The 14153-nt window shown below is 67.9% G+C and carries 10 protein-coding genes, 1 tRNA gene and 1 pseudogene; 10 read left to right on the plus strand and 2 right to left on the minus strand.

Going from position 1 to position 14153, the window contains the following annotated elements; genetic code table 11:
- Nucleotides 1-121 precede the first annotated feature (121 nt).
- On the minus strand, nucleotides 122-2851 hold the full coding sequence (gene polA, locus ACFYRX_RS46590) for a DNA polymerase I (protein ID WP_389113513.1): 2730 nt from the start codon (nucleotides 2849-2851) through the stop codon (nucleotides 122-124).
- Between the two features lie 167 nt (nucleotides 2852-3018).
- Here polA and ACFYRX_RS46595 point away from each other — a divergent pair, with 167 nt between their 5' ends.
- The 8 genes from ACFYRX_RS46595 (at nucleotide 3019) to ACFYRX_RS46630 (ending at nucleotide 12528) form a co-directional block, all read left to right on the plus strand.
- Nucleotides 3019-5298 (plus strand): FdhF/YdeP family oxidoreductase, encoded by a 2280-nt coding sequence (locus ACFYRX_RS46595; protein ID WP_389113515.1) that lies wholly within the window; start codon nucleotides 3019-3021, stop codon nucleotides 5296-5298.
- A 53-nt stretch (nucleotides 5299-5351) separates the two neighbouring features.
- Nucleotides 5352-5840, plus strand: a complete 489-nt coding sequence (locus ACFYRX_RS46600; RefSeq protein ID WP_389113517.1) for a PaaI family thioesterase — start codon at nucleotides 5352-5354, stop codon at nucleotides 5838-5840.
- A gap of 110 nt (nucleotides 5841-5950) precedes the next feature.
- Nucleotides 5951-6367, plus strand: coding sequence for a hypothetical protein (locus tag ACFYRX_RS46605; RefSeq protein WP_389113519.1), 417 nt, complete (start codon nucleotides 5951-5953; stop codon nucleotides 6365-6367).
- Nucleotides 6368-6859: 492 nt separating this feature from the next.
- Nucleotides 6860-8071: a branched-chain amino acid ABC transporter substrate-binding protein gene (locus ACFYRX_RS46610; protein ID WP_389113531.1), complete on the plus strand. Its 1212-nt coding sequence runs from the start codon at nucleotides 6860-6862 to the stop codon at nucleotides 8069-8071.
- A 113-nt stretch (nucleotides 8072-8184) separates the two neighbouring features.
- A complete protein-coding gene (locus ACFYRX_RS46615) occupies nucleotides 8185-9114 on the plus strand; it encodes a branched-chain amino acid ABC transporter permease (RefSeq protein ID WP_389113521.1) in 930 nt (309 codons plus the stop codon).
- Nucleotides 9115-9119: 5 nt separating this feature from the next.
- Nucleotides 9120-10949 (plus strand): branched-chain amino acid ABC transporter permease, encoded by a 1830-nt coding sequence (locus ACFYRX_RS46620; RefSeq protein WP_389113523.1) that lies wholly within the window; start codon nucleotides 9120-9122, stop codon nucleotides 10947-10949.
- Between the two features lie 5 nt (nucleotides 10950-10954).
- Nucleotides 10955-11815 (plus strand): ABC transporter ATP-binding protein, encoded by an 861-nt coding sequence (locus tag ACFYRX_RS46625; RefSeq protein WP_389113525.1) that lies wholly within the window; start codon nucleotides 10955-10957, stop codon nucleotides 11813-11815.
- The gene (locus ACFYRX_RS46630) at nucleotides 11812-12528 is read left to right on the plus strand and encodes an ABC transporter ATP-binding protein (RefSeq protein WP_389113527.1); all 717 of its coding nucleotides are present in this window, start codon (nucleotides 11812-11814) and stop codon (nucleotides 12526-12528) included. The genes ACFYRX_RS46625 and ACFYRX_RS46630 overlap by 4 nt, the downstream gene beginning before the upstream one ends.
- A gap of 81 nt (nucleotides 12529-12609) precedes the next feature.
- Here ACFYRX_RS46630 and ACFYRX_RS46635 read toward each other — a convergent pair whose 3' ends face one another.
- Entirely contained in the window at nucleotides 12610-13266 is a 657-nt protein-coding gene (locus ACFYRX_RS46635) for an ANTAR domain-containing response regulator (RefSeq protein WP_389113529.1), read from the minus strand.
- A gap of 104 nt (nucleotides 13267-13370) precedes the next feature.
- On the opposite strand from ACFYRX_RS46635, the gene ACFYRX_RS46640 reads away from it, so the two are divergent.
- Nucleotides 13371-13453: transfer RNA gene (locus ACFYRX_RS46640), tRNA-Leu, on the plus strand.
- 84 nt (nucleotides 13454-13537) lie between these two features.
- Nucleotides 13538-14059, plus strand: a pseudogene (locus ACFYRX_RS46645) (helix-turn-helix domain-containing protein); the annotation flags it as partial.
- Between the last annotated feature and the right edge of the window lie 94 nt (nucleotides 14060-14153).

Raw genomic sequence — 14153 nt, forward strand, 5'->3', positions numbered from 1 at the left:
CCCCCCCCCCCCCCCCCCCCCCCCCCCCCCCCCCCCCCCCCCCCCCCGCCCCCGACCCACCCACCCACCTCAGGGGCGCGGGGAACTGCGCAAAAACCCCCGCCCCCACCGAACCCGCAGGCTAATGCGCCGCCGACTCCCAGTCCGCCCCGTCCCCCACCGAGACCCCGAGCGGCACGTTCAACCGAACCGCGGCCGACATCTCACGGCGGACGATCTCCTCCGCGGCCGAGCGCTCCCCGGGTGCGATCTCCAGGACGACTTCGTCGTGGACCTGAAGCAGCATCCGAGAGGTGAGACCGGCCTCACGCAAGGCGTCGTCCACCTTGAGCATGGCGATCTTCACGATGTCCGCCGCAGTGCCCTGGATCGGCGCGTTGAGAGCCATCCGCTCAGCCGCCTCCCGCCGCTGACGGTTGTCGCTGTTGAGGTCGGGAAGATAGCGCCGACGCCCGAACAGCGTCGCCGTGTATCCCGTCGCCCGGGCCTCGTCGACCGCTCGGCGCAGATAGTCCCGCACTCCGCCGAACCGCTCGAAGTAGGCGTCCATGAGGGCCCGCGCCTCCCCCGCGTCGATGTTCAGCTGCTGTGAGAGCCCGAACGCCGACAGCCCGTACGCCAGCCCGTACGACATCGCCTTGATCTTGCGCCGCATCTCCGCGTCGACCGCGCCGGGCTCCACGGCGAAGACCTGGGAGGCCGCCGTGGTGTGGAGGTCCTCACCCGAGGTGAACGCCTCGATGAGCCCGGCGTCCTCGGACAGATGGGCCATCACGCGCAACTCGATCTGGCTGTAGTCCGCGGTCATGAGGGACTCGAAGCCCTCACCCACCACGAACCCGCGCCGGATCGCCCGCCCCTCATCGGTACGGACAGGAATGTTCTGGAGGTTCGGATCCGTCGACGACAGACGACCCGTCGCCGCGACCGTCTGGTTGAACGTCGTGTGGATACGCCCGTCCGCGGCGACCGTCTTGATCAGGCCCTCGACGGTCACCCGCAGCTTGGCCTGCTCACGGTGCCGGAGCATGATCACCGGCAGTTCGTTGTCCGTCTGGGTCGCCAGCCACGCGAGGGCGTCGGCGTCGGTGGTGTAGCCAGTCTTGGTCTTCTTCGTCTTCGGCAGGCCCAGCTCACCGAAGAGGACTTCCTGGAGCTGCTTGGGCGAGCCGAGGTTGAACTCGTGTCCGGCCGCCGCGTGCGCCTCCTTCACGGCCTGCTGGACGGCGCCCGCGAACATCTGCTCCATGGCCTCCAGGTGGGCCCGGTCGGCCGCGATGCCGTGCCGCTCCAGGCGGGCCAGCAGGGCGGACGTGGGCAGTTCCATGTCCCGCAGCAGGTCCGCGGCGCCGACCTCCTCAAGGCGCCCCTCGAAGGCCGTGCCCAGGTCGAGGACGGCCCGCGCCTGGACCATCAGCGCCTCGGCCTCGGCCCCGTCGTCCGTGCCGAACGCGAGCTGCCCGTCGGCCGCCGCGGCGGGGGCCAGCTCCCGGCCCAGGTACTCCAGCGACAGCGCGTCCAGGTCGAAGGACCGGCGCCCCGGCTTGACCAGGTACGCGGCGAGCGCGGTGTCCATGCCGACGCCGGCGATGCTCCAGCCGTGCTCGGCGAAGACCCGCATCGCGCCCTTGCTGTTGTGCAGCACCTTGGGCCGCTCGGGGTCGGCGAGCCAGGCCGCCCACGCCCTCTCGTCGGCCTCGTCGAGCTGCGAGGGGTCGAACCAGGCGGCCGCCCCGCCGGACGCGGCGAGCGCGACCTCGGCGACCGAACCGGTGCCCAGGCCCCAGGTGTCGACCGTGACGAGACCCAACGCCTGCTGCGTGCCGTGCTCCGCGAGCCACGGCGCCAGCTCGCCGGTGCCGAGGATCTTGCCGTCGACCTCCACGCCCGCCGCGACGACCGGGCTCTCCTCGGCCTCCTCCGCGCCCGGGTCGACGGCCAGCAGCCGCTCCCGCAGGGAGGGGTTCCTGATCTCCAGGGTGTCGAGGATCATCGCGAGCGACTTGCGGTCGTACGGGGCGCGCTCCAGCTCGGTGACCGTCTTGGGGAGCTCCACCGTGCGCACCATCTCGGTGAGGCGGCGGTTGAGCTTGACGGCTTCCAGGTGGTCGCGGAGGTTCTGTCCGGCCTTGCCCTTGACCTCCTCGACCCGTTCGACCAGCTCCGCGAACGAACCGAACTGGTTGATCCACTTGGCCGCGGTCTTCTCGCCGACGCCGGGGATGCCCGGGAGGTTGTCGGACGGGTCGCCGCGCAGGGCCGCGAAGTCGGGGTACTGCGCGGGCGTCAGGCCGTACTTCTCGAAGACCTTCTCCGGGGTGAACCGGGTCAGCTCCGAGACACCCTTCGTCGGATACAGCACGGTGGTGTGCTCACTGACCAGCTGGAAGGAGTCACGGTCACCGGTGACGATCAGCACGTCGAAGCCCGCGGCCTCGGCCTGGGTGGCCAGCGTCGCGATGACGTCGTCGGCCTCGAAGCCGTCGACCGCGAACCGCGAGACCTGCATCGCGTCGAGGACCTCGCCGATCAGCTCGACCTGGCCCTTGAACTCGTCCGGGGTCTTGGACCGGTTGGCCTTGTACTCCGTGAACTCCTCGGAACGCCACGTCTTGCGCGACACGTCGAAGGCCACCGCGAAGTGCGTGGGCGCCTCGTCGCGCAGGGTGTTGGCCAGCATCGACGCGAAGCCGTAGATCGCGTTCGTCGGCTGGCCGGTCGCGGTGGTGAAGTTCTCCGCGGGCAGCGCGAAGAACGCGCGATAGGCCAGCGAGTGCCCGTCCATGAGCATCAGGCGCGGACGGCTGCCGCCGGGGCTGTTGTCGGTCTTCTTCGATGCTGTCTCTGCCACGCCCCCGATCCTGCCACGCCCCACTGACAGTCAGACCCGCCCGCCACCGACGGCACGCACAGGGCAAGCACCGCTGCCGCTCCCCCTGCGCCCGCAAACCCCGTTGTCACCGGCGCGTGCGAGGATCGGAGAGGTACCTCACATGTGTGTGCGAAGGAGAGAGTCCGATGGCCACGAAGCCGCCCAAGGGTGATCCGGTTCAGGACGCTCCTCAGGTCACCGAACCGAAACACGCGGCGGCGGGGCTGCCCGCCATCGGGCACACCCTGCGGATCGCGCAGCAGCAGATGGGCGTGAAGCGCACCGCCCTGACCCTGCTGCGCGTCAACCAGAAGGACGGCTTCGACTGCCCGGGCTGCGCCTGGCCGGAGCCAGAGCACCGGCACGCGGCGGAGTTCTGTGAGAACGGCGCGAAGGCGGTCGCCGAGGAAGCCACCCTGCGCCGCGTCACCCCGGAGTTCTTCGCCGCGCACCCCGTCGCCGACCTGGCGAACAGGAGCGGCTACTGGCTGGGCCAGCAGGGACGCCTCACCCACCCCATGTACGTCGCCGAGGGCGGCACGCACTACGAACCGGTCACCTGGGAGCGCGCCTTCGACATCGTCGCCGAGGAGATCGCCGCCCTCGGCTCCCCCGACGAGTCCGTCTTCTACACCTCGGGGCGCACCAGCAACGAGGCCGCGTTCCTCTACCAGCTCTTCGCCCGCGAGCTCGGCACGAACAACCTGCCGGACTGCTCCAACATGTGCCACGAGTCGTCCGGTTCGGCGCTCAGCGAGACCATCGGCATCGGCAAGGGCAGCGTCCTGCTCGACGACCTCTACAAGGCCGACCTGATCATCGTCGCCGGCCAGAACCCGGGGACCAACCACCCCCGCATGCTGTCCGCGCTGGAGAAGGCCAAGGCGAACGGCGCGAAGATCATCAGCGTCAATCCGCTGCCCGAGGCCGGCCTGGAGCGCTTCAAGAACCCGCAGACCCCCCAGGGCATGCTCAAGGGCGCCGCCCTCACCGACCAGTTCCTCCAGATCCGCATCGGCGGCGACCAGGCCCTCTTCCGGCTCCTCAACAAGCTGATCCTGGAGACGGAAGGCGCCGTCGACGAGGCCTTCATCAGCGAACACACCCACGGCTACGAGGAGTTCACCGAGGCCGCCCGCGCCGCCGACTGGGACGAGACGCTCACCGCGACCGGCCTCACCCGCGCGGAGATCGAGGAGACCCTCGCCATGGTCCTCGCCTCCGAGCGGACCATCGTCTGCTGGGCCATGGGCCTCACCCAGCACAAGCACTCCGTGCCGACCATCCGCGAGGTCGTCAACTTCCTCCTCCTGCGCGGCAACATCGGCCGCCCCGGCGCCGGTGTCTGCCCGGTCCGCGGCCACTCCAACGTCCAGGGCGACCGCACCATGGGCATCTTCGAGCGCCCCGCGCCCGCCTTCCTGGACGCCCTGGAGAAGGAGTTCGGCTTCGCCCCGCCGCGCGAGCACGGCTTCGACGTCGTCCGCGCGATCCGCGCCCTGCGCGACGGCGAGGCCAAGGTCTTCTTCGCCATGGGCGGCAACTTCGTCTCCGCCTCCCCCGACACCGACGTCACCGAGGCCGCCATGCGGCGCGCCCGGCTGACCGTGCATGTCTCGACCAAGCTCAACCGCTCGCACGCGGTCACGGGCGCGCGTGCCCTGATCCTGCCCACCCTCGGCCGCACCGAGCGCGACCTGCAGGGCAGTGGCGAGCAGTTCGTGACCGTCGAGGACTCCATGGGCATGGTGCACGCCTCCCGGGGCCGCCTGGAGCCCGCGAGCGGACAACTGCTGTCCGAACCGGCCATCGTGTGCCGGCTGGCCCGCCGGGTCCTCGGCGAGAACAGCCGCACGCCCTGGGAGGAGTTCGAGAAGGACTACGCCACCGTCCGGGACCGCATCGCCCGCGTGATCCCCGGCTTCGAGGACTTCAACGCGCGCGTGGCGCAGCCCGGCGGCTTCACCCTGCCGCACGCCCCACGCGACGAGCGCCGCTTCCCCACCGCCACCGGCAAGGCCAACTTCACCGCCGCGCCCGTCGAGTACCCCGCACTGCCGGAGGGCCGCCTGCTGCTCCAGACGCTGCGCTCGCACGACCAGTACAACACCACGATCTACGGCCTCGACGACCGCTACCGGGGCATCAAGAACGGCCGCCGGGTCGTCCTGGTCAACCCCGAGGACGCCCAGAAGCTGGGACTCACCGACGGGTCGTACGTCGACCTCGTCAGCGAGTGGAGGGACGGCGTGGAGCGGCGGGCGCCCGGGTTCCGGGTCGTGCACTACCCGACGGCACGGGGGTGCGCCGCCGCGTACTACCCCGAGACCAACGTCCTGGTGCCGCTGGACGCCACCGCCGACACCAGCAACACCCCGGCCAGCAAGTCCGTCGTCGTACGTCTGGAACAATCGGCAACCGACTGAGCGTTTGCTCAGCGCAGGCAGTCGTAGCGACCCGGACGAACGGAGCCCGCCCCATGGGTGAGCAGCAGCACGCCACGTTTCCCCAGGAGGTCATCGACGAGTACGCGGCGCTCGGCGTCGACCTCGTCGCCATGTTCTCGGCCGGGCACCTGGGCACCCGCATGGGCGTACAGATCGTCGAGGCCTCCGCGGACCGGGTCGTCGGCACCATGCCCGTGGAGGGCAACACCCAGCCGTACGGCCTGCTGCACGGCGGCGCCTCGGCCGTCCTCGCCGAGACCCTCGGATCGGTGGGCTCCATGCTGCACGCCGGAAGCTCGAAGATCGCGGTGGGCGTCGACCTGAACTGCACACACCACCGAGGAGCGCGCTCGGGCCTGGTGACCGGAGTGGCCACCCCGGTGCACCGGGGCCGGTCCACCGCGACGTACGAGATCGTGATCAGCGACGCGGAGGGGCGCCGCGTCTGCACCGCCCGCCTGACCTGCCTGCTGCGCGACGCACCGCCCGCCGACGCGGCCCACACCGGCACGACCGGCTGAGGCCCGCTCAGGCCCCGCTGAGGGCGGGCGTGGATGCGGAGGGCACGCGCCGAACAGGCGCCAGGGGCACCGCAGTTGCCCGCACGCGCCCGGCCGCCTAGCGTCGAACCATGGCTAGGCGACGGCCCCGCGCACCGCACGCGGCACTCGGACTCGCGCTCGCACTGGTCCTCCTGGGCGGCGCGGCCACCGGATGCGGAGGGACCGACACCGGGGACGCCCAAGGCGGCACGGCGACCGGAACCCTCTCACCCTCACCGAAAGCCACCCCGCCCGAGGTCCTCTGCACGCAGATCATCACGTACTGGTCGCGCAGGCAGCTCAAGGACGACACCTATGGCGACTACCAGTCGATGGGCCTGTCCGACGGTCAGTTCAACATCCTCAGGGACGTCGTGGACGCCGCCCGCGCCGAACTCGAGCGCGGCGAAGCGGAGGACGCCGACCGCCTGATCGAGCGCAGGGCGCGCGCGGGCTGCGACGCCTGGTACCGCGAGGGCGGCCCCAGCAACGGCCCCTGGGGATGAGCACCGATCGACCGCACATCACCGCAATACGGAATGCACCGACAAACACCGGCGGACCCCTACTCGCCCGTAACTCTGCGTTACACGCACGCAATGCAAGACCACGGCACCCTCCCGGTCGGGCAGCCCGCCCGAACACTCCCCGCAGACCGTGCAAGTCGCCCGCGGCAACGACATTCCGTCAGTACCAAAACCCGAGAACACTGCTGAAACCTCCCGCGCGCATCCTGCGGGTTCTCACCATGCGGACGGGGCGAATCGGCTGTAATTCCGCACAATCACCCGCCGCGCACCGCTCTGCATTACGACGTGTCATAACAAGAGAGTCACAGCCTGGGCGAGACACTCCTCGACATTCCCCGCGCCCGCTTAGAGTCACGCCCAGTCACCGCGCCAGCGGATTCGAAGTCATTCGACCCAGCGCCCGACTCGGTGCGTTCCACGGGGAGCCGCCGTGCCAGGGAAAGGACCTGATTCGTGCGTCAACGTTCGATCATCGCTTTCACCGCCGCGCTCGCGGCGGGATCGCTGACACTCACCGCCTGTGGGTCACGAGATGACAGCGGCGGCAGCAGCAGCGACAAGACCACGGTTGTGATCGGTGTCGACGCCCCGCTCACCGGCGACCTCTCCGCCCTCGGCCTCGGCATCAAGAACTCCGCCGACCTCGCCGCCAAGACGGCCAACAAGGAAGAGTTCGTCAAGGGCGTCGAGTTCAAGGTCGAGCCCCTCGACGACCAGGCCCAGCCCTCCGTCGGCCAGCAGAACGCCCAGAAGTTCATCAGCGACAAGACCGTCCTCGGTGTCGTCGGCCCCCTGAACTCCAGCGTCTCCCAGCAGATGCAGAAGCCGTTCAACGACGCCGGCCTCACCCAGGTCTCGCCCGCCAACACCGGCACCGAGCTCACCCAGGGCGACGGCTGGAAGACCGGCAACTCGGTCCGCCAGTTCAAGACCTTCTTCCGCACCGCCACCACGGACGAGATCCAGGGCGCCTTCGCCGCCGAGTACCTCTACTCCAAGGCCGGCATCAAGAAGGTCTACCTGATCGACGACCAGAAGACCTACGGCGCCGGCCTCGCCGCCTCCTTCAAGACCAACTTCACCAAGCTCGGCGGCTCCATCGTCGGCAGCGACCACGTCAACCCCGACGACCGCGACTTCAACGCCGTCGTGGCAAAGATCAAGAAGACCGGCCCCGAAGCCCTCTACTACGGCGGTGAGTACCCCGCCGCCGCCCCCCTGAGCCAGCAGCTCAAGGACAGCGGCCTGGCCATCCCGCTCATGGGCGGCGACGGCATCTACTCCGGCGAGTACCCCACGCTCAACAAGAAGGCCGAAGGCGACCTCGCCACCTCGGTCGGCAAGCCCGTCGAGCAGCTCCCCTCCGCCAAGGAGTTCATCGCGAACTACAAGGCCGCGGGCTACAAGGACGCCTACGAGGCCTACGGCGGCCTCACCTACGACGCCACCTGGTCCATCATCGAGGCCGTCAAGCTGGCCGTCGAAGGCAACGACGGCAAGGTCCCGGCCGACGGCCGCAAGGCAGTCCTCGACGCCATGTCCAAGATCAAGTTCGACGGCGTCACCGGCCCCATCTCCTTCGACGAGTTCGGCGACACCACGAACACGACGATGACCGCCTACAAGATCAAGAACAACAAGTGGACGCCCGAATACAGCGCCGCACCCAAGATCAGCTGAGCGAGGCCGAGTAACGAGCCCTCCCCCACGCACGCATTGATCCAGGCCGCGCGGGGGCGCCCACCAGCGCTCCCGCGCGGCGCCATATCCGAATACTCCACGGAGGCCCTGCGGTGAACGAACTGCCGCAACAGCTGGCGAATGGACTCATCCTCGGCGCGATGTACGGTCTCATCGCGATCGGCTACACGATGGTCTACGGCATCGTCCAGCTCATCAACTTCGCCCACGGCGAGATCTTCATGGTCGGAGGCTTCGGTGCCCTCACCGTCTACCTCTGGCTCCCCAACGGCTTCGCCCTCGGCGCAGCCGTCCCCCTCATGATCCTCGGCGGCATCGTTGTCTCCGTCGCCGTCGCCACCGCGGCGGAACGCTTCGCCTACCGGCCCCTGCGCACCGCACCCCGCCTCGCGCCCCTCATCACCGCCATCGGCCTCTCCATCCTCCTCCAGCAGGTCGTATGGAAGTGGTACCCCGACGCCAAGAAGGACCGCCCCTTCCCCCAGTTCAGCGGCGGCCCCTTCGACTTCCTCGGCGCCAACATCCAGCGCGGTGACCTCTTCGTCCTCATCGCCGCCCCCGTCTGCATGATCGCCCTCGGCCTCTTCGTCACCAAGACACGCTCCGGACGCGGCATGCAGGCCACCGCCCAGGACCCCGACACCGCCAAACTCATGGGCATCAACACCGACCGCATCATCGTCATGGCCTTCGCCATCGGCGCCGCGTTCGCAGCCGTCGCAGCCGTCGCCTACGGCCTCAAAAACGGCCAGGTCGGCTTCCGCATGGGCTTCCTCATGGGCCTCAAAGCCTTCACCGCCGCCGTCCTCGGCGGCATCGGCAACATCTACGGCGCCATGCTCGGCGGCCTCGTCCTCGGCATCGCCGAATCCCTCGCCACCGGCTACATCGGCGACATCCCCGGCATGAACCTCTTCGGAGGCGGCGCCTGGAAGGACGTCTGGGCCTTCGCCCTCCTCATCCTCGTCCTCCTGCTCAGGCCACAAGGCCTGCTCGGCGAGCGCGTCGCGGACAGGGCGTGATACCCATGACCATCGAAAACCCCGCAAACAGCACCACCGACACCACCAAGTCGCCCACACCAAAAGCGACCCCCCTCATCCCCCTCCCCCCCACCCCGGCCCGCGCCCTCACCCTCATCGGCGCCGCCACCGCCCTCGTCGGCACCTTCCTCGCCTGGACCTGGACCAACGAATTCCCCGGCAACCTCACCGTCACCGGCTACCCCGGCGGCCTCCAGATCCTCACCCTCGTCGGCGCCGCCCTCACCATCCTCTTCACCCTCTCCGGCCACCCCGTCCGAGGCCTCGGCTGGCTCACCCCCGGCGGCACCAACAGCCCCGTCGTCCTGCTCACCCTCGGCGTCCTCGGCACCACCGGCTACGCCATGGGCGCCATCAGCGACGAACTCGGCGGCCTCGTCAACCTCGACCCCGGCGCCTGGGTCTCCGGCATCGGCTCCCTCATCGCCGTCATCGGCGCCCTCGGCCTCCCGGTCGACCAGCCCTACGCCGACGACGACCCCGACCCCAACCTCTGGGGACGATTCCGCCACACCCTCACCGCCCCCGACCCCCGCCCCGCCAAGGAACTCCCCTCCTGGCTCGAGATCCTCATCATCGCGGCAGGCTTCGGCATCGGCCTCTACGTCTTCGCGTACGGCATCAGCACCGAATACTCCGAACTGTTCATCGGCTTCCTGATCATCGCGGCCTTCGGCTTCACCGCCATCACCCGCGCAGGCCTCCTCAAGCGCCTCTCAGCGCTCACCGCCAAACACCGCAACATCACCAGCACCGCAGCCTTCGTCGCCGCGATCTGCTTCCCCTTCACCCAGAGCAACGACCAGTTCGCCCTCATCGGCGCCAACATCCTCATCTTCGCCACCGTCGCCCTGGGCCTCAACGTCGTCGTCGGCCTCGCCGGCCTCCTCGACCTCGGATACGTCGCCTTCCTCGGCGTCGGCGCCTACGCCGCAGCCCTCGTCTCCGGCAGCCCGCAATCCTCCATCGGCGTCCACTTCCCCTTCTGGGCAGCCGCCCTCACCGGCGCCGCCGCCTCACTCATCTTCGGCGTCGTCATCGGCGCCCCCACACTGCGGCTGCGCGGCGACTACCTCGCCATCGTCACCCTCGGCTTCGGTGAGATCTTCCGCATCACCATGAACAACCTCAACGGCAACAGCGGACCCGACGTCACCAACGGCTCCAACGGCATCCCGAACATCCCCGACCTCGAGATCTTCGGGTTCAACCTCGGACTGCCACACGACGTCCTCGGCCACGAACTCACCCGCTCCGGCAACTACTACCTGCTGATGCTGCTGTTCACGGCCATCGTCGTCATGGTCTTCCGCCGCTCCGCAGAATCCCGCATCGGCCGCGCCTGGGTCGCCATCCGCGAAGACGAAACCGCCGCCACCGCCATGGGCATCAACGGCTTCCGCCTCAAACTCCTCGCCTTCGCCCTCGGCGCCTCCCTCGCAGGCCTCGCCGGCACCGTCCAGGCCCACGTGTCCTACAGCGTCACCCCCGAGCAATACCAGTTCGCCGGCTCCGTACCACCCAACTCCGCCTTCCTCCTCGCCGCAGTCATCCTCGGCGGAATGGGCACCATCAGCGGCCCCCTCATCGGCGCCGCACTGCTCTACCTCATCCCCGCCAAACTCCAGTTCATGGCGGACTACCAACTCCTCCTCTTCGGCCTCGCACTCATGCTCCTCATGCGCTTCAGGCCCGAAGGCCTCGTCGCCGACCGCAGGAAACAACTCGAGTTCCACGAAACCGGCCAACTCGACGTACCCAAGGACACACCACTACCCGACGGTGCCACCGGCATCGCCAAGGCAGGGGCGTGAACGCGATGACCACCACAACCACCGCCACCACCACGGTCCTCGACGCCAGCGACGTCACCATGCGCTTCGGCGGCCTCACCGCCGTACGCTCCGTCGACCTCACCGTCAACAGCGGCGAAATCGTCGGACTCATCGGCCCCAACGGCGCAGGCAAAACCACCTTCTTCAACTGCCTCACCGGCCTGTACATCCCCACCAGCGGAACGGTCACCTACAAAGGCACCGTCCTCCCCCCCAAACCCCACCTCGTCACCCAAGCCGGCATCGCACGCACCTTCCAGAACATCCGGCTCTTCGCCAACATGACCGTCCTGGAAAACGTCCTCGTCGGCCGCCACACCCGCACCAACGAAGGCCTCTGGTCAGCCCTCCTCCGCCTCCCCAGCTTCAAAAAAGCCGAAGCGGAATCACGCGAACGCGCCATGGAACTCCTCGAGTTCATCGGCCTCGCCGCAAAAGCCGACCACCTCGCCCGCAACCTCCCCTACGGCGAACAACGCAAACTGGAAATCGCCCGAGCACTCGCCAGCGAACCAGGACTCCTCCTCCTCGACGAGCCCACCGCCGGCATGAACCCCCAAGAAACCCGCACCACCGAAGAACTCGTCTTCGCCATCCGCGACCGAGGCATCGCCGTCCTCGTCATCGAACACGACATCCGGTTCATCATGAACCTCTGCGACCGAGTCGCCGTCCTCGTCCAAGGCGAAAAACTCGTCGAAGGCACCGCCCAAGTCGTCCAAGCCGACGAACGCGTCATCGCCGCCTACCTAGGCACCCCCTTCGAAGGCGCACCCGGCTCCGAGGAGATCGCCGAAGTCGAAGCCGCCGAGACGCAAAGCACCACCGAAGGAGACCCCAAGTGACCGCGCTGCTCGAGGTCGAAGACCTCAAGGTCGCCTACGGCAAGATCGAAGCCGTCAAAGGCATCTCCTTCAAAGTCGAAGCAGGCGAAGTCGTCACCCTCATCGGCACCAACGGCGCCGGCAAAACCACAACCCTCCGCACCCTCTCCGGCCTCCTCCAACCCCTCGCCGGACACATCAAATTCGACGGCAAGTCCCTCAACAAAACCCCAGCACACAAAATCGTCGCCCTGGGACTCGCCCACTCCCCCGAAGGCCGGCGCATCTTCCCGCGCATGACCATCGAGGACAACCTCCGCCTCGGCGCCTTCCTCCGCACCGACAAAGAAGGCATCGAAAAAGACATCGAACGCGCCTACAACCTCTTCCCCATCCTCGGAGAACGCAAAAAACAAGCCGCAGGCACCCTCTCCGGCGGCGAACAACAAATGCTCGCCATGGGCCGCGCCCTCATGTCCCGACCCAAACTCCTCATGCTCGACGAACCCTCCATGGGCCTCTCACCGATCATGATGCAGAAAATCATGGCCACCATCCAGGAACTCAAAGCCCAGGGCACCACCATCCTGCTCATCGAGCAGAACGCCCAGGCCGCACTCTCCCTCGCAGACCACGGCCACGTCATGGAAGTCGGCAAAATCGTCCTCTCCGGCACCGGACAAGACCTCCTGCACGACGAATCCGTACGCAAGGCCTACCTCGGCGAAGACTGACACCCCAGCCCTCCCGGGCACACGACAAGGCCCGCGCCCCGATTCTCCGGGGGCGCGGGCCTCGTACGTGACCAGCCGACCTCAGCCCTTGTTCGCCTTCTTCTCATCAGCGTCCAGAATGACCGCCTCAGCAACCTGCTGCATCGACATACGCCGATCCATCGACGTCTTCTGAATCCACCGGAACGCCGCCGGCTCCGTCAACCCGTACGACGTCTGCAGAATCGACTTCGCCCGATCCACCAGCTTCCGCGTCTCCAGACGCAGCGTGAGATCCGCGACCTCGTTCTCCAGCTCCCTCAGCTCCGTGAACCGCGACACCGCCATCTCGATCGCCGGCACCACATCACTCTTACTGAACGGCTTCACCAGGTACGCCATCGCACCGGCGTCACGAGCCCGCTCGACGAGATCGCGCTGCGAGAACGCGGTGAGCATGAGGACCGGCGCGATGCGCTCCTCCGCGATCTTCTCCGCGGCGGAGATACCGTCCAGCTTGGGCATCTTCACGTCGAGGATCACCAGGTCCGGCCTGTGCTCACGGGCCAGCTCCACAGCCCGCTCACCATCACCGGCCTCACCGACAACGCTGTAGCCCTCCTCCTCCAGCATCTCCTTGAGATCGAGACGAATCAGCGCCTCGTCCTCGGCAATGACGACACGGGTCGTCAGCGGAGGCACGTGCGACTTGTCGTCGTCGGGCGCGTCCACGGGCTGGGGCGACTCGGGGGCGGTCACGGGGGCTCCTTGTTGCGGGCCGGGCAGGTACTGCTGCTTATGCAGCCTACCTAGAGGCAGGGAGCTGCGGTGACCCGGTACACTTCCGGACAGCTCACCAACCTGCCCGGTTGGAGGAACTGGTCAGACTCGCGGTGCTCAAACCACCGTGCCTTAGGGCATGTGGGTTCGAATCCCACACCGGGCACATTCAAGAAAGCGGATGCTCACGTTCTCGTGAACATCCGCTTTTTGCTGCGTGTCGTCACGATCACTCACCCAGAGTTATCGCATGAACCTTCACGGCACTCACGTTCGACAGAAGGCGATCACACTGCTGCGCGATGGCGTCAGCAACGCAGAAGTCGCGCGCACGTTCAACGTCCCGCCGGGCACCGTCTCCTATTGGAAGCATCTGGACAGGGCCAAACGCGGCGAGTGCCCAGGGAAGCGCGATCCGAAGTGCCCGCGATGCGATGGCGGAGCTCTCGAGGCAGCGGCGTACAGCTACCTGCTCGGTCTCTATTTGGGCGACGGCCATGTCAGCCGCTACTCCGAACACCGGGTCCCGAACCTCATGATCACGTGCGCCGAATCCTGGCCCGGCCTCATGGACGCCTGTGAGCAAGCGATGCGCGCGGTGTTCCCCGCCAACTCCGTCTGCCGCGTTCGCAAGACCGGCTGCCGCAACGTCAAGGTCTATTCGAAGCACCTGCTCTGCCTGTTCCCTCAGCACGGCCCCGGCAGGAAGCACGAGCGCTCCATCGCCCTCGTTCCCTGGCAGCAAGCAATCGTCGACGCTCACCCCTGGGAGTGAACCGTTCCGGGTTCGGTAGGGACTCGATCATTTGAGAGGATCGAGTCATGGCACGCCCTTCCCCTTACCCTCTTGAGCTGCGCAGACGAGC

This window comes from Streptomyces sp. NPDC005374, from assembly GCF_042872225.1.
Classification (GTDB): Bacteria; Actinomycetota; Actinomycetes; order Streptomycetales; family Streptomycetaceae; genus Streptomyces.